Source organism: Cryptosporangium arvum DSM 44712, from assembly GCF_000585375.1.
GTDB classification, from domain to species: Bacteria; Actinomycetota; Actinomycetes; order Mycobacteriales; family Cryptosporangiaceae; genus Cryptosporangium; species Cryptosporangium arvum.
In genome coordinates this window covers 8939231-8956428 of record NZ_KK073874.1, presented here as the reverse complement: position 1 = coordinate 8956428, position 17198 = coordinate 8939231, and the positions used below count along the sequence as shown (strand labels likewise).

Annotated in this window: 24 protein-coding genes and 1 pseudogene; 11 read left to right on the top strand and 14 right to left on the bottom strand. The window is 71.0% G+C overall.

From position 1 onward, the window contains the following. Positions 1-39 precede the first annotated feature (39 nt). Positions 40-255, bottom strand: a pseudogene (locus tag CRYAR_RS51425) (AfsR/SARP family transcriptional regulator); the annotation flags it as partial. A 130-nt stretch (positions 256-385) separates the two neighbouring features. On the opposite strand from CRYAR_RS51425, the gene CRYAR_RS41165 reads away from it, so the two are divergent. Further along, entirely contained in the window at positions 386-877 is a 492-nt protein-coding gene (locus CRYAR_RS41165) for a sigma-70 family RNA polymerase sigma factor (protein ID WP_035859031.1), read from the top strand. On the opposite strand, the gene CRYAR_RS41160 is transcribed toward CRYAR_RS41165, so the two are convergent. Then, positions 874-1596 (bottom strand): class I SAM-dependent methyltransferase, encoded by a 723-nt coding sequence (locus tag CRYAR_RS41160; protein WP_035859028.1) that lies wholly within the window; start codon positions 1594-1596, stop codon positions 874-876. The genes CRYAR_RS41165 and CRYAR_RS41160 overlap by 4 nt on opposite strands. A gap of 45 nt (positions 1597-1641) precedes the next feature. Between CRYAR_RS41160 and CRYAR_RS41155 the strand changes: the two genes are divergently transcribed. Continuing rightward, positions 1642-2118: a carboxymuconolactone decarboxylase family protein gene (locus tag CRYAR_RS41155; RefSeq protein WP_035859025.1), complete on the top strand. Its 477-nt coding sequence runs from the start codon at positions 1642-1644 to the stop codon at positions 2116-2118. A gap of 98 nt (positions 2119-2216) precedes the next feature. Continuing rightward, positions 2217-3185, top strand: coding sequence for an NAD-dependent epimerase/dehydratase family protein (locus CRYAR_RS41150; protein WP_035859022.1), 969 nt, complete (start codon positions 2217-2219; stop codon positions 3183-3185). A gap of 129 nt (positions 3186-3314) precedes the next feature. Here CRYAR_RS41150 and CRYAR_RS41145 read toward each other — a convergent pair whose 3' ends face one another. After that, the gene (locus CRYAR_RS41145; RefSeq protein ID WP_035859019.1) at positions 3315-4052 is read right to left on the bottom strand and encodes a helix-turn-helix domain-containing protein; all 738 of its coding nucleotides are present in this window, start codon (positions 4050-4052) and stop codon (positions 3315-3317) included. Positions 4053-4261: 209 nt separating this feature from the next. Here CRYAR_RS41145 and CRYAR_RS41140 point away from each other — a divergent pair, with 209 nt between their 5' ends. Further along, complete coding sequence (locus CRYAR_RS41140; protein ID WP_035859017.1) at positions 4262-4924, top strand: DUF4097 family beta strand repeat-containing protein; 663 nt, start codon at positions 4262-4264, stop codon at positions 4922-4924. A 9-nt stretch (positions 4925-4933) separates the two neighbouring features. Here the strand turns inward: CRYAR_RS41140 and CRYAR_RS41135 are convergent, their stop codons facing one another. Together CRYAR_RS41135 and CRYAR_RS41130 are read right to left on the bottom strand one after the other, a co-directional pair. Beyond that, the gene (locus CRYAR_RS41135) at positions 4934-5566 is read right to left on the bottom strand and encodes a DJ-1/PfpI family protein (RefSeq protein ID WP_035859014.1); all 633 of its coding nucleotides are present in this window, start codon (positions 5564-5566) and stop codon (positions 4934-4936) included. Positions 5567-5570: 4 nt separating this feature from the next. Beyond that, positions 5571-6470 carry a LysR family transcriptional regulator gene (locus CRYAR_RS41130; RefSeq protein WP_084701628.1) on the bottom strand — a complete coding sequence of 300 codons (900 nt, stop codon included), beginning with the start codon at positions 6468-6470 and terminating at the stop codon, positions 5571-5573. 70 nt (positions 6471-6540) lie between these two features. Between CRYAR_RS41130 and CRYAR_RS49335 the strand changes: the two genes are divergently transcribed. Together CRYAR_RS49335 and trmB are read left to right on the top strand one after the other, a co-directional pair. Continuing rightward, positions 6541-7392, top strand: coding sequence for an NAD(P)H-binding protein (locus CRYAR_RS49335; RefSeq protein WP_035859011.1), 852 nt, complete (start codon positions 6541-6543; stop codon positions 7390-7392). Beyond that, positions 7389-8060, top strand: coding sequence for a tRNA (guanosine(46)-N7)-methyltransferase TrmB (gene trmB / locus CRYAR_RS41120; protein ID WP_035859008.1), 672 nt, complete (start codon positions 7389-7391; stop codon positions 8058-8060). The genes CRYAR_RS49335 and trmB overlap by 4 nt, the downstream gene beginning before the upstream one ends. 7 nt (positions 8061-8067) lie before the next feature. On the opposite strand, the gene CRYAR_RS41115 is transcribed toward trmB, so the two are convergent. Beyond that, entirely contained in the window at positions 8068-8652 is a 585-nt protein-coding gene (locus CRYAR_RS41115) for a TetR/AcrR family transcriptional regulator (RefSeq protein ID WP_035859005.1), read from the bottom strand. Between the two features lie 72 nt (positions 8653-8724). Between CRYAR_RS41115 and CRYAR_RS41110 the strand changes: the two genes are divergently transcribed. From CRYAR_RS41110 to CRYAR_RS46615, 3 genes are all read left to right on the top strand, one after another. Further along, on the top strand, positions 8725-9666 hold the full coding sequence (locus CRYAR_RS41110) for a daunorubicin resistance protein DrrA family ABC transporter ATP-binding protein (RefSeq protein WP_035859002.1): 942 nt from the start codon (positions 8725-8727) through the stop codon (positions 9664-9666). Next, positions 9663-10415 carry an ABC transporter permease gene (locus CRYAR_RS41105; RefSeq protein ID WP_035858999.1) on the top strand — a complete coding sequence of 251 codons (753 nt, stop codon included), beginning with the start codon at positions 9663-9665 and terminating at the stop codon, positions 10413-10415. Before CRYAR_RS41110 ends, CRYAR_RS41105 begins: the two co-directional genes overlap by 4 nt. Positions 10416-10474: 59 nt before the next feature. Continuing rightward, positions 10475-11354, top strand: a protein-coding gene (locus tag CRYAR_RS46615; protein ID WP_425389375.1) for an IS5 family transposase whose coding sequence is annotated in 2 segments (ribosomal slippage) — positions 10475-10816 and positions 10818-11354 — 879 coding nt in all. Because the reading frame shifts where the segments join, the coding sequence is not laid out codon by codon here. A gap of 9 nt (positions 11355-11363) precedes the next feature. Here the strand turns inward: CRYAR_RS46615 and CRYAR_RS41090 are convergent. Genes CRYAR_RS41090 through CRYAR_RS41075 form a run of 4 tightly spaced genes read right to left on the bottom strand, consistent with a single transcriptional unit; the run spans position 11364 to position 13652 of the window. Continuing rightward, the gene (locus tag CRYAR_RS41090) at positions 11364-12194 is read right to left on the bottom strand and encodes an HAAS signaling domain-containing protein (protein WP_035858996.1); all 831 of its coding nucleotides are present in this window, start codon (positions 12192-12194) and stop codon (positions 11364-11366) included. Next, on the bottom strand, positions 12191-12532 hold the full coding sequence (locus CRYAR_RS41085; RefSeq protein WP_051571727.1) for a PadR family transcriptional regulator: 342 nt from the start codon (positions 12530-12532) through the stop codon (positions 12191-12193). The genes CRYAR_RS41090 and CRYAR_RS41085 overlap by 4 nt, the downstream gene beginning before the upstream one ends. A 31-nt stretch (positions 12533-12563) precedes the next feature. Further along, positions 12564-13181 (bottom strand): TetR/AcrR family transcriptional regulator, encoded by a 618-nt coding sequence (locus CRYAR_RS41080; protein WP_035858989.1) that lies wholly within the window; start codon positions 13179-13181, stop codon positions 12564-12566. 36 nt (positions 13182-13217) lie between these two features. Next, on the bottom strand, positions 13218-13652 hold the full coding sequence (locus tag CRYAR_RS41075) for a nuclear transport factor 2 family protein (protein ID WP_051571725.1): 435 nt from the start codon (positions 13650-13652) through the stop codon (positions 13218-13220). A gap of 35 nt (positions 13653-13687) precedes the next feature. On the opposite strand from CRYAR_RS41075, the gene CRYAR_RS41070 reads away from it, so the two are divergent. After that, complete coding sequence (locus CRYAR_RS41070; RefSeq protein ID WP_051571723.1) at positions 13688-14341, top strand: TetR/AcrR family transcriptional regulator C-terminal domain-containing protein; 654 nt, start codon at positions 13688-13690, stop codon at positions 14339-14341. On the opposite strand, the gene CRYAR_RS41065 is transcribed toward CRYAR_RS41070, so the two are convergent. The 4 genes from CRYAR_RS41065 to CRYAR_RS41050 are packed head-to-tail and all read right to left on the bottom strand — an operon-like array spanning position 14335 to position 16218. Further along, on the bottom strand, positions 14335-14925 hold the full coding sequence (locus tag CRYAR_RS41065; protein ID WP_035858984.1) for a hypothetical protein: 591 nt from the start codon (positions 14923-14925) through the stop codon (positions 14335-14337). The two genes, CRYAR_RS41070 and CRYAR_RS41065, sit on opposite strands and share 7 nt — an antisense overlap. 37 nt (positions 14926-14962) lie before the next feature. Then, positions 14963-15247: a hypothetical protein gene (locus tag CRYAR_RS41060; RefSeq protein WP_035858981.1), complete on the bottom strand. Its 285-nt coding sequence runs from the start codon at positions 15245-15247 to the stop codon at positions 14963-14965. Between the two features lie 39 nt (positions 15248-15286). Beyond that, positions 15287-15733, bottom strand: a complete 447-nt coding sequence (locus CRYAR_RS41055) for an SgcJ/EcaC family oxidoreductase (RefSeq protein WP_051571722.1) — start codon at positions 15731-15733, stop codon at positions 15287-15289. Between the two features lie 29 nt (positions 15734-15762). Continuing rightward, on the bottom strand, positions 15763-16218 hold the full coding sequence (locus CRYAR_RS41050; protein ID WP_051571721.1) for a GNAT family N-acetyltransferase: 456 nt from the start codon (positions 16216-16218) through the stop codon (positions 15763-15765). A 67-nt stretch (positions 16219-16285) separates the two neighbouring features. Between CRYAR_RS41050 and CRYAR_RS41045 the strand changes: the two genes are divergently transcribed. Then, a complete protein-coding gene (locus CRYAR_RS41045) occupies positions 16286-17158 on the top strand; it encodes an RNA polymerase sigma-70 factor (RefSeq protein ID WP_035858977.1) in 873 nt (290 codons plus the stop codon). Positions 17159-17198 lie beyond the last annotated feature (40 nt).

Below are 17198 nucleotides of genomic sequence, written 5' to 3'. Positions count from 1 at the left end.
CCACTGTCCGCTCGCGCGGTGCGGAAGCTCCGGTTCCAGCAGGCGCCGGATCCGTCCGACCGATCGCTGGATGACGTTCAGCGCGCTCGCCGGCGGGGCGTCCCCCCACAATGCATCGATCAAAGTGCCTACCGAGATGGGGTGTCCGGCGCGGGCGAGCAACAAGGCGAGCACCGCCTGCTCCTGGCCCGGACCGACGATGAGCTCCTCGCCGTTGCGGAAGACACGGACGGGACCGAGAACGGTGAAGTACACCGTTGGTTTCGTCTCGGCCGGCACGTTGCTCAGCGTAACGATTTCGCGTGCGTCGACCGACCGGATGCTCAGATCGCTGTGTCAGTTCTGTGTCAGTTAGAACGCAGTAAGCCTTTCTAGCGTCGGGCACATGCCCCAGATCGATTCATTACACTCCGTACATGCGAGCAGCCTGATGCGCTATCTGCTCAAGCTCAACCGGGGCGATCGGCAGACCGCGGAGGACATGCTGCAGGAGACGATGCTGCGTGCGTGGCAGCACGCCGACAGCTTGCCGGAGCAGGAGAGCAACCAGCGGCGGTGGCTGTTCGCGGTGGCCCGCCGGTTGTTCATCGACACGGTCCGGGCCAAGCAGATCCGGCCGGTGGAGACGGCGATCGTCGATTTTGAACACATTGCCCGGGTCGAGGACACGACCGAGGCGGCGTTGGTCAACGACGCGATGCGTGACGCCTTCGGGCGGTTGAGCGACGCCCACCGCAACGTGCTCGTGGATCTGCACATGCGGGGGATCCCGGCCGAAGAGGTCGCACAGCGGTTGGACGTGCCCGTCGGCACCGTGAAATCCCGGGCGCACTACGCGCTGCGCGCACTCCGTAACGGCATGGCCGCTGCGGACTAGCGCTTCCGGGCCAGGAAGACCCATTCGAGGCCGGGCCGGTCCGGGGCGTCGCGGACCTCGCGTAGCTCGTAGCCGTGGGTCTGCAGCGACGACTCGATCTCGCGGCGGGTGCGGAAGCGCAGCGTCGAATGGGAGGTCAGGACGGCTCGGTCGGGGAACACCCAGCTCACCCGGAACGTGAGCAGTGGCCCGGCCCGGTCGACCACCTCGGTCCACGTCCGCACCGGGCCGACGCCCTCGACGTCGACGGTGCGGTCGGTCAGCTCGGCGGTCCAGAGCTCCCACGCCCGGTGCGCCGGGTCCCGGGTCTCGAACACCAGGTGTCCACCCGGCCGGAGGACGCGACGCACGCCGGTGAGCGTCCGGTTCCACTTGTTCGGATCGACGATGGCCTGGGCGACGTTGCCGGTCATCGTCGCGAGGTCGAAGCCGCTGTCGTGGACGTCCTGGATGTCGCCGCGGATCCAGGTGACGAGCTCTCCGACCGGCCGGTCCCGCGCGTAGCGGATCGAGCCGGGCGCCGGATCGAGCCCGGTCACGCTCTTGCCGGCCGCCGCGAGCCGGGTCGCGAAGACGCCGGTGCCGCAGCCCACGTCGATGATCCGCGTCGCGCCCAACTCCGCGACGAGCCGCTCGTAGGCGTCCAGATCATGCCGTTCGCCTTCCAGGGCGTCGTAGACGCCGACCAGCCGAGGGTGGTCGAAGATCGGATCCGGCATGGTTCAACGGTGTCACAGCGACGGCCGGGCCGGTGTCGGGTGAGCATGGACGCTCGACTGAACCTTTTCGGAAGCCCGCTCGCGGGGAAGCTCGTCAAGCACCTGGTGGCCGCGGGCCAGGTGCTCGCGGATTCGACCGTTCCGGGGACCACATTGGAGTTGGTCAAGCTCAGGGCCAGCCAGATCAACGGCTGCGGGTTCTGCACCGACATGCACATCAAGGACGCGCTGGCGGCCGGCGAGACGCAGCAGCGGCTCAACCTGGTGGCGGCGTGGCGCGAAGCCACCGTGTTCACCGAGGCCGAGCGGGCGGCGCTCGAACTCACCGAGGAAGGCACCCGCATCGCCGACGCGGCCGGCGGTGTGCCCGACCACGTGTGGGACAACGCCGCGAAGCACTACGACGAGGAGGAACTGCTCGCGCTGGTGACCGGGATCGCGCTCATCAACACGTTCAACCGGATGAACGTCATGGTCCGGATGCCGGCCGGCGCCTACCAGCCGGGCATGACCGCACCCTGATCTCACGCCTGAACGCCGAGGTCGACACCGGGTGGCCCGGCAGTCCTAGGAAAACCGGGCCTCTCGCCGGGTGGTGGGCGGCGGCGCAGCATTCGCCCATGAGCACAGTTCTGGTCACTGGTGGATCCGGGTACGTCGGTACGCAGCTGGTCGCCGCTTTGTTGCGCTCCGGTCGGGACGTGCGGGCGACCGTGCGTTCGGCGGCCGGCGAGGCGGAACTGCGCGCCGCCGTGCGTCGTGGTGGCGCCGACGGCGCGCGTCTGCAGGTCGTTCCGGCTTCGCTGGAGGCCGACGACGGGTGGAGCGCCGCGGTGGCCGGTTGCGACGAGATCCACCACGTGGCCTCGCCGATCCCGGTGGCGCAGCCCGATGACCCCGACGATCTGATCGTTCCCGCCCGGGAGGGCACGCTCCGGGTTCTCCGGGCCGCTCGTGACGCGGGCGCTCGGCGCGTGGTGCTGACGTCGTCGTTCGCCGCGATCGGCTACACCCCCAAATCGACCGCCGAGTTCAGCGAGGCGGACTGGACCGACCCCGACCAGCCCGGCCTCGCCCCTTACCCCCGCTCCAAGGTGGTCGCCGAGCGGGCGGCCTGGGACTTCGTCGAGAAGGAAGGCGGCGACACCGAGCTGGTCGTCGTCAACCCGACGTTCGTCCTGGGACCGACGCTGACGACCCGGCTGGGTTCCTCGTCGTACCTGATCAAGGCGTTCCTGGAGGGGACGATCCCGGTAGCGCCGCGGGCACGGATGGGCGTCGTCGACGTGCGTGACGTCGCTGAACTGCACCTTCGCGCGGCGGCGGCGCCCGGTGCCGCGGGCAGGCGGTTCCTGGCCGTCGCCGACGGGCCCACGACGAGCTTCCTCGAGGTGGCCGCTGTGCTGCGGGCGCGGCTGGGGGCGGAGAAGGCGCCGACCGAAGAAGCGCCGGGCGACGACCTGCCACGACCGATCATCCACAACGACCGGGCCCGCGACGAGCTCGGCTGGCGCCCGCGTCCGCTCGAGACCACGATCGTGGAGACGGCGGAGAGCCTGCTCGAGCTGTCGATGGCGTCACTCGACTGACCGGCATCCCGTGTCCGTCGGGCCAGGCGTCGGTGACGCAGACCCTGCTCCGGGTGCTCGGAGCCGACCACGTGACGTTCCTGTTCGAGGTTCGTCCCGACAGGTTCCTGCGGCTGCACGCCGCCCCGCTCACGCTCGTTCTTCGGTGACCGACGGGCCCGACGTCATGTGGAGCACCTCCCGGGCCTGCTCGGCCGCGCGGAGCAGGCCTTCGCTGACGAAGCGGAGGTAGCGGGCGGTGTTCTCGAGCCGCACGGCAGCCGGGGTGCCCGGGCCGAGCACGGCGGCGCCCTGCCGCGCGACCTCGATCAACTGGTCGTTGGCGCGTGCGCTGGCGACCGTCGATTGGTGCCAGAGCTCCGGGTCGACCACGTAACGCTCCCGACGTCGGTCGTCGCGTTCCCGGCGCACGAGTTTCTGGCTCTCCAGGAACGTGATCGCCTTGGAGATCGACGCCGGGCTGACCTCGAGCCGCCGGACGAGCTCGGCCGCGGTGAGACTCCCGGCGTCGGTGGTGTAGAGGCAGGCCAGCACCCTGGACATCATCTTGGGCAGGCCTTGCTGCACGAGGACGGTCGTCCACATCTCCTCGTACTCGCGCACGGCGTCGGCGTCTCGCCCGTCGGACTGGGTGGGCGCCGAGGCAGCGCGTGGTTTGGCCTGGCGGCGCTGGTGCGTCCGGCGCTCGGTGGCGAGATGGGCCAGATCGGCGCGGTAGCCGGTGGGGCCGCCGTTCCGGCTCACTTCGCGGGTGATCGTCGAAGTCGGACGATCGAGGCCACGCGCGATCTCCGCGTACGCCAGACCGTCGGCCAGACCCGAAGCGATCTGCTGACGTTCCTGCTGACTGAGCCTGCCACCCGGCACGACGACCTCCTCCGCGTCGACCGAGGATAGCGTTTATTCGAATCTATTGCAACGACCGTTGCATTGAAATTAGGGCTGGTGCAACGATTTCGGCGCTCTGAACAGGCAAGATGCTTTTCTTTTGCAACGAATGTGTTGTCTAATTCTGGAACGCAACGTAGCGTTTGCGGTGTTGGAAACAACGGAGCAAGCAACCACGGGAGAGAGCAATGCAGACCTTCGACACCCCCGCCCCGATCACCGCCGTTCTCGCGATCCCCGCCGGTCGGGTCCAGTTCATCGCGACCGACCGCACCGACACCACGGTGGAGGTCCGGCCCGCGAACGCGGCCAAGGAGCGCGACGTGCAGGTCGTCGAGCAGACGTCGGTCGACTTCGCCGACGGGGTGCTGCGGATCAAGACCTCGGCCAAGAACCAGCGGTTCGGCTCGTCCGGGTCGATCGAGGTGACCGTCCAGCTGCCCGCCGACTCCCGGGTCGAGGCGACGGCGGCCAGCGCGGACTTCCGGGTCGTCGGCCGGGCCGGCGACGTGGCCTTCGAGGGCTCGCACGGCTCGATCTCGATCGACGAGGCCGCGAGCGTGCGCCTCACCACGATGGCCGGTGACGTCGAGGTCGGCCGCCTGAACGGCTCCGGCGAGATCCGGACCTCGAAGGGCGAGATCCGGGTCGTCGAGGCGGTGAGTGGCCAGGTCGGGCTGCGTACCGAGGCGGGCGGGATCACGGTCGGCGCGGCCGGTGGGGTTTCGGCCTCCCTGGACGCCGGCACGTCGTCCGGCCGGATCGTCAACTCGCTCAAGAACGACGGCGCGGTGGGCCTCGCGATCCGCGCGACGACCGCCTACGGCGACATCGAGGCGCACAGCCTCTGATCCGGGGGCTCAGACCGCGAGCGGCTCGCGGCCGGTGGCACGCCAGACCGTGCCGCGCCGCTCGTACTCGAAGAGCTTCTCGACGGCGTGCGCGACCCGGGGACCGAACTCCCGCTCGAGCACGTACAGCCCCAGGTCCAGCCCGGAGCTGACGCCACCCGCGCTGATCAGGTCGCCGTCGTCGACGACCCGGGCGGGAACGGCGTGCACGCCGGTGGCCCCGAGCACGTCGAGGCCGAGCGCGTGCGTGACCGCGTGGCGGCCCGGGATCAGACCGGCCATCGCCAGCGCGAGCGAGCCGCCGCACTGCGTGGCCACCGTCACCGCGGAGTTGTCCAACGCTTCGCGCAGCAGAGGGGCGGCTTTCGTCTCGGCGAATCGCGCGAGGAGCGTCGGAATGGCTTCGAGTGAACCGCTGACGCCGGGGACGACGACGTACCCGGGCCGGGTCGGGTCGAGCGGAGCGGTCGCGGTCAGCGTGAGGCCACGGGTGCCGCTGACGACCGGCCCGGGCCCGTCGGCCGCGACGAGTTCGACGCCGAACTCCCCGCCGACGACCTCCGCACCGGCCGCGAGCACCTCGAACGGGGCGACGACGTCGAGCGGGTCGAAAGCGTCGTAGAGAACGATCTGGATGTCCATGGGTTCAGGCTGGCCGGTCGACCGCCCGAGCCCCAGTGGCAAGAACGCCACGCTCCGCCGGATTCTCGCCGGCGACGTCTTTGGCCACGCGGACGAACTCGGCCACCGCGGGGGAGCGGGACTCGGCCGGCCACGCCACGACGAGCGTCACCGGGTCGAGGTCTTCCACCGGGAGGAAAGCCAGGTGGGGACGGGGGAAGCGGCGGGCCACCCACTCCGGCAGGAACCAGACGCTGCCGCCGACCTCGACCAGGTTGAAGATCTGCGACAGGTCCCGTCGCTGGGCGCCGGGCGGCGCCGGGTCCGCTCCGCCGTTCTCGGCGGGCCGGCCGTCCGGCAGCCGACGCCCGGCCAGGTCCGACCGCCGCAACGACGTCCGCGCCGCCAGCGGATCGGTCGCCGACAGCGCCACCAGCCGCGGCCCGCTCAGCAGCGGTTCGAGGTCCAGCCCGCGGTCGTCGTGCGGCTCGGGCAGGATCGCGACGTCGGCCCGCCCCTCGCGCAGCGCCGGCACCTGCTCGCCGCGGCCACCGAGCAGCAACTCGACCGGCCGGGCGTCGTAGGCGTCGAGGATCTTGGGCAGCAGCCCGCCGTCGTAATCGGCCTTGAGGGCCAGGCGGAGCGTGGGCCGGGGCCGGCCGGCGCTCCGGGCGCGGTGCTCCGCGGCGCCCACCGCGTCGAGAGCGGTCCGGGCGTCCGCCAGCAGTGTCTCGCCGGCGGGGGTGAGCGAGACCTGCCGGGTGGTGCGCACCAGCAACTGCACGCCGAGCTGGCGTTCCAGGTCGCGGATCGCGCGTGACAGGGGCGGCTGGGCCATCCCCAGGCGCGCGGCCGCCCGGCCGAAATGACACTCCTCGGCCACCGCCACGAAGTAACGCAGCTGCCTGGTCTCGAGGTCACTCATATCGTCAGGGTATCAATCGAGACGGCATCGGTCCTTCTCGTTCGGTGCGCACCGGCCTTGACTCGGACCCATGACAATCGTGGTTACCGCACCGACCGGCCAGATCGGTCGCCAGGTGGTTGAGGACCTGCTCGCGGACGGTGCGCCGGTGCGTGTCGTGGTCAGGGATCCGGCCCGGCTCGCGCCGGGCGTGGCCGAGCGCGTCGAGGTCGTGCCGGGTTCGCACGGCGATCCCGACGTCGCGGCGAAAGCCTTCGGCGGAGCTGACGCCGTGTTCTGGCTCGTTCCCCCGAACCCGTCCGCGCCGAGCGCGGACGAGGCGTACTCGGGCTTCGTACGACCGGTCCTCGGGGCGTTGCGGACGGCCGGCCGCGTGGTCGCGGTGTCGGCGTTGGGCCGCGGCACGCCCGTGGCCGGGCGAGCCGGTTTTGTCACCGCGGCCCTGGCCATGGACGACCTGATCGCCGCCACCGGGGTTCCGTACCGGGCGCTGACCGCGCCGTCGTTCATGGAGAACACGTTGCGCCAGATCGACGCGATCCGGGAGAACGGCGTGTTCTCCGGTCCGTACCTCCCCGACAACCCGGCTCCCTCGGTCGCGACCAGGGACATCGCCGCGGTCGCCGCACGCCTCCTGCGCGACGACGACTGGACCGGCTACGCCGAGGTGCCGGTGCTCGGCCCGGAGGACCTCACCTACGACCGGATGGCCACGATCCTCACCGAGGTGCTCGGCCGGCCGGTGCGCTACCAGCAGCAGGTGCCCGGTGCGGCCGACACGGCCATGGGGCAGGCCCGGATCGACATGGCGCTGGCCAAGAACGACGGCCTGGACCACGGCGTCGTCCGGACCCCGGAGAACAGCACCCCCACCACCTTCCGCGACTTCCTCCTCGACGCCGTGACGCACAATGGGGCGTGACCCTCAACCACGCTCCCGCGACCTACAAGCTTCGCCGGGGGCGGATCACGCCTGGTCAGCGGCTCGCGCTCGGCACGCTTGCCGACCGGTTCGCGGTGGGGGACGGTGACGGCCCCCTCGATCTGAGCACGCTGTTCGGGCGGGACGCGCCGGTGGTGCTGGAGATCGGGTTCGGTATGGGGATCACCACGCTGGCGATGGCCGAGGCCGACCCGGGTACCGATCTGATCGCCGCCGACGTGCACACGCCCGGCGTCGGCGCGTTGCTGCGTGGGCTGCACGAACGCGGGCTCGACAACGTGCGGGTGCTCAACGGCGACGGAGCCGAGTTGCTGGCCCAGCGCATCCCGTCGGGGAGCCTGGCCGGGATCCGGGTGTACTTCCCCGACCCGTGGCCCAAGGCGCGCCACCACAAACGGCGCCTGGTCGACGCCGAGTTCGCGGCCCTGGTAGCGGATCGGCTCGCGCCGGGCGGTCGGCTGCACTGTGCCACCGACTGGGAGCACTACGCCCAGCAGATGGTGGCGGTGCTGACCGCCGAGCCCGGCCTAGAACTGGAGCACGGCGGCCCGGTCGAGCGCCCCGAGTGGCGTCCGGTGACGAAGTACGAGGCCCGCGGCATGGCCCGGGGTCACGCCGTCGCCGACATCTTCGCCGTCCGACCGTGAGCCGGGTTCACCCCAGGCGCTCGGTCAGGCGGCGGACCACCTCCAGATAGCGCTCGATGAACTCCGGGTCGTCCGCGTTCTCGCCGGTCAGGCGGCGGAGTACCTGGGGGAGCGCGACCGGGGCCAGGCTCGCGCCCATCAACGCCAGCTGGACGAGACGGGGGTCCAGGTCGTCGGCGATCTCGCCGGCTTGCTGCCGCTTCGTCATCGCCTCGGCGTCGTCGGGCTGGGGGGACGTGTCCTCGTCGGTGTCGGTGAGGCCGTTCCAGAGCAGTAGCCGCGCGCCGCGCGGATCCTCCAGCGCCGTACGGGTGTAGGCGGAGATGAGTTCCGGCAGGTCCTTCGAATCGGGCTCGAGCTCCTGCTCGAACGCCAGCCAGCGCTCGCCGAGCGCTCGGTAGAGCCCGGCCTTGCCGCCGAAGTAGTAGCTGATCAGCTGCGGGTTCAGCCCGGCGCGCGAAGCGATCGAACTCACCCGCGCACCGGCGTACCCGGCGGCGGCGAACTCGTCGGCCGCAGCGGCGAGCAGGCGTTCACGCGACCGGTCGGCGTCGCGCTGACGCTCTTCGGGATCGGGGGAACGGCGAGGCACGGTGCCATCCTAAGCGGCGTCTAATCAACTAGTTGATTGACAAAGTTCCATAGTCGATTGATAGTTGCTCGCATGGCTGACGTCATCGAAGTTCAGGACTTACGCAAGTCGTTCCCCGGAGTGGAGGCCGTTCGTGGTCTCGATCTCCGCGTCGCCGCCGGAGAGCTGTTCGGGTTGCTCGGCCCGAACGGCGCCGGCAAGACCACGACGCTGCGTCTGCTCACCACGCTGCTGCCGATCGACGCCGGTACCGCCGTCGTCGCCGGTGCCGACGTCGCTCGCGACCCGCGTGCCGTACGCCGCCGGATCGGCTACGTCGGGCAGATCGGCGGGGCCGACCTCCCGGCGACCGGCCGGGAGAACCTGCTGCTGCAGGGCCGGCTGTACGGGGCGTCGAAAACCGACGCGCGGCGCCGCGGCGACGAGCTGATCGAGGCGCTGGCGCTCGGCTCGTTCGTCGATCGCCGGGTCAGCACCTACTCGGGCGGCCAGCGTCGGCGCCTCGAGATCGCGTTGGGGCTCGCCCATCGTCCGCAGGTGCTGTTCCTGGACGAGCCGACCACCGGCCTGGACCCGCAGAACCGGGCCAACCTGTGGGACCAGTTGCGTGCTCTGCGTGCCGACGGCACGACGATCGTGCTGACCACGCACTACCTGGAGGAGGCGGACGCGCTCGCCGACCGGCTGGCGATCGTCGACGCCGGGCGGGTGGTCACCGAGGGCTCACCACGGGCGTTGAAGTCGCAGCTGGCCGGTGACACGGTCACGCTGCGGCCGCGCGGTGACGTCCCCGCCGTCCGAACGCTGCTGGACGCGCAGCCGTTCGTGCGTGACGTCGTCCTCGACGGCGACGCGCTGCGGCTGTCGGTGCCGGACGGGCCCGCCGCGGTGCCGAAGCTGCTCGACGTGCTGGGCGGCGCCGGGGTCGAACTGGCGGCGCTGGCGCTCGTGGAGCCGTCGTTGGACGAGGTGTTCCTGCGGGTCACCGGGCGCGCGCTGCGGGACGCCGCATGAGCGCCGTCGGACTGCTCTGGTGGCGCAAGATGCTCGAGACGATCCGGCAGCCGGTGTGGGTGATCAGCGGACTGACCACGCCGCTGCTGTACCTCCTTCTGTTCGCTCCGCTGCTGACCCGGCTGGCCGGCGGCCCGGCGTTCCCGCGTGGCGAGGTGCTCGACGTGTTCCTGCCGGGGTTGCTGGCGCTGCTGGCGTTCAGCTCCGGGATGGGCGCCGGCTGGGGTGTGATCGCCGAACTGCAGACCGGCGTGGTGGAGAGGCTCCGCGTGACGCCGGCGAGCCGGTTCGCGCTGCTGATCGGCGGGGTGCTGCGTGACGTCGTCGCGTTCCTGCTGCCGGCGACGATCGTCGTGCTGATCGCGGTGCCGTTCGGCTACGACCCCTCGGTCCCGGGCGTGATCGGGCTGCTGGCGCTGCTGTGCCTGGTGACCGCGACGACGTCGGCGTGGTCGAGCGCGCTCGGGCTGATCTTCCGCGACATCGGCGGGCTCGCGGCCGTCGTCACCGGTTTGCAGTTGCCGTTGACGCTGCTCTCCGGCGTGCTGTTGCCGCTCTCCCTGGCGCCCGGCTGGCTGCGTGGCCTCGCCTACGCCGATCCGCTGTACTACGCCGTGCAGGCGTCGCGGGCGCTGTCGGACGGGGTGGTGGACTTCTCCCGGGTGGGGGTCGGTGTGCTGGTGGTCGGCGCGCTGACGGTGGTGACGCTGACCTGGGCCACCCGCTGTTACCGCCGCGTCGCGCCCTAGGGCCTGTCCTCAAAGTGGGTGCTGCTGAGTAGTGGTGCTGGCTGGTTGGATGTCGGTTTGTGGTGCGTAGGCATGAGCTGACTGATGAGCAGTGGCAGGCGATTGCTGCGTTGCTACCGGTTTCGGGTGCGGCTGGTCGGCCGCGGGTGGACGACCGGCGGGTGATCAACGGGATGTTGTTCAAAGCCAAGACCGGGGTGGCGTGGCGGGATCTGCCGGAGCGTTATGGGCCGTGGAAGACCGTCTATAACCGCTTCTGGCGGTGGTCGCGTAACGGCACCCTGACGCTGCTGGTGCAGCAGGTGCGGGTGATCGCCGAGGCGATCGACGAACTCGACCGTGAGGTGTCGATCGATTCCAGCATCGTGCGAGCTCATCAGCACGCAGCCGGAGCGCGCCGGCCCCGGCCGGGCGCGGGGGGCCTGCCGGCCGGACGGCGGGCAGACCGAGCCAGGTGATCATGCCATCGGCCGGTCCCGCGGCGGCCCCTCGACGAAGCTGCATCTGGCCTGCGACGGACACGGCCGGCCGCTGTCGGTGGTCTTGACCGGCGGGAACGTCAACGACTGCACCGTCTTCGAGCACGTCATGACCGGCGTGTCGTTCCCCCGGCCAGGTCCGGGCCGGACCACCACCAGACCGGCCCGGGTGCTGGCCGACAAGGGCTACTCCAGCCGCGCGATCCGCGAATACCTGCGGCGCCGCCGCATCCCGGCCACGATTCCCGAACGCCGTGACCAGCAAGCCAACCGGCAGCGCCGCGGCCGAACCGGCGGCAGACCACCCGCCTTCGACAAGGCCACCTACCGCCGCCGCAACATCGTCGAACGCTGCTTCAACCAGCTCAAACAGTTCCGCGCGATCGCCACCCGCTACGACAAGACCGCCCTGTCCTACCAAGGCATGATCGACCTCGCGACCCTCACCCTCTGGCTTTGAGGACAGGCCCTAGGGCCGGAGCGCGGACGCCACGCTCAGACGGTGCGACCGGACCACGAGGTCGATCAGGCTGACGAGAACGACGATCGCGCACGCGGCCTTCGCGGTCTGGTCGGTCGGCACCGCGGTGAAGACCGGTCCGCTTCCGATCACCCAGGTCAACACCCCACAGGTCACGACGCTGTGCACGGCGTCGGCGGTGCGTAGCCCCTGGCGCCATCGCCCGGCCGCCACCACCAGTATCTGCAGCACGATGCCGCTGATCAGCAGGGCCAGCACGATCGGGCCGCGCACGCGCAGGAACTCCGCGTCGCGGGCGAACGGGCCGCTGTCCAGCGTCACCAGCGTGGCCGTTCCGGCGACGAAGAACACGATGCCCGCACTGCGCCCGACCCGGTTGACCCGGTCGCTCGGTGCCGGCGCCGGCTTCCACTCCGGTGCCGACGCGCGCCGCCGACGCCGCCAGGCCAGCAGCGCGAACCCGACGAACAGCAGCCCCAGCCAGCCGAACACCAGCGGCCAGGCCGTCTCCGCGGCGTTGCCGGACGGCGTGATCAGGTCGTTCAGGTAAGCGGCGGCGTGGAGGACCACCGTCCCGCCGATCGCGAGCGTCAGGAAACGGCGGGTGTCCACCGGGTCGATGAGCGCGACCGGTTGCCCGTAGCGCGCCGCGACCTCGGTGGGGTGCCCGAAGCGCCGGAGCAGCTCGCGCGCGTCGCCCTCCCCGACCTCCTCGGACAGCAGCTCGCGCAACTCGATCGCGACGTCGCGCCGCTGCCGCCGCGGCAGGAGCCGGACCACGTCGGCGACGTACCTGTCGATCAGCTCGGTTCCGGTCATGGCGTCGTCTCGCTCTCCAAGAGATGCCCCATTGCCGTGTTGAGGCCGTGCCACGAACTCGTGAGGCGCTCGAACAGCGCCTGGCCCTCGGGGTTGAGCACGTAGTACCGGCGCGGCTTGCCGTCGGCCGTACGCCACTCGCTGCTCAGCACGCCCTGCGACTCGAGCCGGCGCAGGAGCGGGTAGAGCGTGCCCTCCTCGATCGTCAGGCCCCGGCCGGCCAGTGACTGGCGCAGCTCGTAGCCGTAGCGCAGTTCGCGCAGCTGGGAAAGCACCGCCAGCACGACGACGCCCCGGCGAAGCTCCTGTTCGAGCTTGTCGAAGACGTCGCTTACCATGTGGCGCACAGTACCATGTGGCGCACAGCTTCTAGCCGATCGGAAGCTGCGCTACCGGCGGGAGTGGTGCGGCGCCGGGGGAGGCCCGGAAGGCCTGGATCGCCAGGGCGGCGAAGCGTCGGGACGCCGCGATCCGAGCGGCTGCGGATTTCGCCTGGATGCCGCCGTTGGCCATCAGCACGAGCACCAGGTCGTCGATCACGAAGTCCCGGCGCAGGTGGCCGGTGTCCTTGGCCCTCCGAGCCAGCCCAGCCATCGTGGTCAGCACGGAGGCGCGGTTCCGGCCGAAGTCGATCGCGCGGGGGTAAGCCGACATGAAGGCTGCGGTGAAACCCCGGTCCCGGGCGTGCAGATCGCAGACGCGCTCGATCACCGTGCAGAAGCCGCGCCAGGGATCCGGGTCGGCGGCGCCCTCGTCGACGATCGTCGCGCAGGCGCGCATCTGCTGGTCGAACGCTTCAGTGACCAGCGACTCCTTGGTGGGGAAGCGGCGGTAGAGCGTGGCCGGCCCCACGCCGGCCCGCCGGGCGATCTCGCGCATCGGGACGTCGAGGCCCTCGGTGGCGAACACGGCGCGGGCCACGTCGAGGATTCGCTCGCGGTTGTCGCGGGCGTCGGACCGCAACGAGGGCGGAAGCGGGTCGGTCACCTCCCCGATTCTAGACAAGTGGACAGGTGCGTCCGGTTAGTGACGTAGGCCCTTGAGCATCGGCAGGACCGAGCCGGTGCGCCAGACCAGGCGCATGCCCATCTCGCGCAGACGCCAGCCGTCGGGCGTGCGGACGGCGACCGCGGTCAGCACCCCACCGCCGACGAAGTGCGTGTCGAGCTCGAGCGGATCGTTCCGCTCGGGGTCCCAGATGTGCACGGCCTGCATGTTCGTGCGTAGCCGGGCGGTGTCGTCGTCCTGATCCACCAGGCAGTTCGTGAACATGTGATGGGTCGCCCGGAACCGGGCGAAGCTCTGGTTCTGCTCGGCGAGGATCACGTCGTGGCCGACCAGTTCGAAGCCGTCCGGACGGCGGATCAGGCCATCGGGGGCGAAGGTCGCGGCCACGGTCTCGGCGTCCAGGCGTTTGTCGTCCACCGCGGCGAAGTAACGGTCGATGAGTGTCTCCATGGATACACTGTAACCATATTGGCTACACTGTAGCCATGCTCACCTGGTCCAAACCGACCCCGGCTCGTGCGCCCGGCCTGCCCGAGGTCGTCGACGCCGCGATCGTGATCGCCGACGCCGAAGGGCTCCCGGCGGTCTCGATGCGCCGGGTCGCCACCGCGCTGCGCTCCGGAACGGCGTCGCTCTACCGGATCGTCGAGAGCCGGGAAGAGATCGTCGAGCGCATGGTCGACGCCGTTCTCGGCGAAGCGATCCCGGCGCCGGCCACCGGCGACTGGCGGGCGGACCTGGCCGCGCTCGCCCGCAACCGCCGTGCGTTGCTCCGCCGCCATCCCTGGCTGGGGATCGAACTCGCCGGGCGTCCCGCGATCGGCCCGAACGCGCTCAGCCACCACGAGCACGCGCTCGCCGCCGTCGCCGGGCTCACCGAGGACCCGACGTCGGCGAGCAGCGCGGTCGAGACGCTGCTGGCCTACGTGCTCGGGGCGGTGGCCCGGGAGACGGCCGAATCCCAGCGGGCCGGGCTCAGCGAGCCCGAGTGGCGCGCCGAGGTGGCGCCGTACCTCGAGCAGGTCATCGACGGCTATCCGCGTCTGCGCCGGATGATGCGCGAGGCCGAGGACTTCGGGCCGGACGACCGGTTCGAGCGCGGGCTCACCTGCGTCCTGAACGGGATCGCCGGTCAGTGAGGACGGTGCCTCCTCGCCGCGAGCAGGTGCAGCGCCCGGCGGCCGGCGAGCGTCCGGGGATCGTCGACGTCCAACCAGGCCAGTCGCTCGCCGGCCCGGGCGGCGGCCCACCGTGCGACGAACTGGACCCCGGCGAACACCAGCATGACGCCGGCGACCGATAACGCCGCAAGCGACGGTGACTGCACGCGGATCGCGTCGATCACCACGACCGCCACGACGCTGACGAGCCCGAAGCCGCCGCCCAGGAGCGCACCGGCGTAGACCGCGGGCAGTTCCGAGTGGGTGGAGCGGCGGCGCAGTAGTCCGGCGCGGACCAGCGACCGCCACGCGCGGTCCGGGTCAGCCACCCGGTCCGGGCCGTGGACCAGCAGCTCGACCTCGTCGGCGCCCGGTTCGCCGCGCACCCAGGCGTCGGCGAGCCGGTCGGCGCGGTCGAAGTCGGCCAGACGCCGGTCGATCACGTCCGGGCCGAGCAGTAACAACCCGAACACCACCACCGCGGCGACGATCGCGTCGGTCTCGGACCAGGCGAACAGGAGCAGCGGCGCGGTCGCGCTGACGAGGCACGCCGCGACGGGCATGGGCACCGTCCCCCGGGAGCGGATCGGCAGCGGGAGGTCAGACACCGGAGATCGCAAACGCCGCGAATTCGGTGACGCGAGACCGCGGGCCTGTCGGCTCGGAGCTCATCGTGAAGTGCGTCGGCAGTCTCACCTCACCGCGGTACGCACCCTCCCGGGACGCGATGCGGATCCACGGGTTGCCGATCGTGCTCGGCAGCGCGCGCTCGCCCTCACTGCCGAGGAAGTCGAGCGCGACGTGCTCGGTGGCCTGGGCCGCCGGGGCCGCCGTGACCAGCGCGGCGGCGGTCAGTACCGACGTGAGCAGAGCGGCCGTGCGCATGCGGTGGTCCTTCCCCGGGCGTATCCAGCGCGCCAGACGCTAAGCCTCCCGTGTGAGGTCCGAGTGGCCAGTGGTTGTACGAGGCGCGAAGATCGGGCGGGCCGGATCGTCGCTGGGAGCGCCCGTGTTCTGGCAGGCCGTCAGTAACCAACGCCCGTTCTCCTCGGCCAGCACCCACAACGGGGTGCCGACGTCGGGACCTTCGGCCGTCCGGTAGATCTGCCGCACTTTCACCGCGGCGACGTCGGGCCGGATGAACAGGACGTGTTCGAGCTCGAACGTCACCGACGCGTCCTTCATCCCGCCCGGCAGCACTTGCCGGGTGAACGCGGCGATCTCTTCGAGGCCGAACAGACGCTTGCCGCCCCCGGTCGTCCAGATCGCGTCGTCGCGGAAGAGGGCGAGGAACTCGTCGGGATCCTCGTTGTTCTGGGATCGTTCGACGGCTGCGATGACCTGCTTGATTGCTTCGATGTCGGCGTTCATGCAACCGACCGTAGGAACTGAACCCGACTTCAGGTCAAGCGGCGCATCGGCACGGCGGGTGGGGTGCCGAAGCCCAGTTGTTCGTAGAGGGGGAGCGCGGCCTCCGACGAGTGGACGTCGACGGTGGGGACGTCGCGGTCGTCGAACCAGCCCAGCAGCGCCGACAGGGCCAGGCGGGCCGCACCCTGACGGCGGTGGCCCGGATCGGTGGCGAGCCACTCGACGTAGCCGATCCGGCCGTTCGGGCGTCGAGGGCTGGGCAACCGCTGGTCGATGACCCCGACCGCGGCCGCGACGGGCCGGTCGTCGGCGTCCGTGGCCACGAACGTCGCGACGTCGTGGTCCGACGCGAGCCGCTCGCGGGCGTCCGTTTCCCACTGGGTGGAGGCCTCAGTGGCGCCGAGGTCGTCGAACATCCGCCGAACCAGGACGAACACCTGGGGCAGATCGGCGGACGTGGCAGCACGCACGGTGAGAGACGGCATGCTTCGACTCTGGCACGTGTCACGCCCGGCCAGGGGGCGGTGTCTGGTGCGGTGAGGAGGTGACGCCATGACTGACGCGTTCGTCACGCATCGGAACCTGCTGTTCACCGTGGCCTACGAGATGCTCGGGTCGGCGGCCGACGCGGAGGACGTCCTGCAGGAAACGTGGCTGCGCTGGTCCGAGGTCGACACCGGGTCGGTGCGCGACGAGCGCGCGTACCTCGTCCGCATCACGACCAGGCAGGCGCTCAACCGGCTGCGTACCGTGCGCCGGCGCCGCGAGACCTACGTCGGGCCCTGGCTGCCCGAGCCGCTGCTCACCGCGCCCGACGTCGCCGAGGACGTCGAACTGGCCGAGAGCGTGTCGATCGCGCTGATGCTGGTGCTCGAGACGCTCTCGCCGACCGAGCGCGCGGTCTTCGTGCTCCGCGAGGCGTTCGACGTCAGCTACGAGGAGATCGCGGCCGCGGTGGACAAGACGCCCTCGGCCGTCCGGCAGATCGCCCACCGCGCGCGCAAGCACGTCGACGCCCGGCGGCCGCGGGTGGCGGTGACACCGGACGAGACCCGCGCCGCCCTGGACTCCTTCCGGCGTGCGCTCGAGACCGGCGACCTGAACGGCCTGCTGCGAACGCTGGCCCCCGACGTCGTGCTGCTGGCCGACGGGGGCGGAGTCAAGCAGGCGGTGCAGCGGCCGATCGTCGGCGCGAGCAAGGTGGCCCGCCTGCTGCTCGCCGGAGCCTCGCGGGTTCCGGTCTCCGTCGACCACGCCTCGGTCAACGGGTCTCCGGCGCTCGCGCTGCACACGCACGGAGAGTTCGACGGCATCCTCGCGATCCGGCTCGAGGCCGGGCGGATCGCCGGGATCTATTACGTCCGCAACCCGGAGAAACTCTCCCACGTGGACACGGAGACCGCTCTCACCCGGGGACTACCCTGAGCGACTTCACGAAAGCACTGTGTTGAGCCGCTTCCACGGG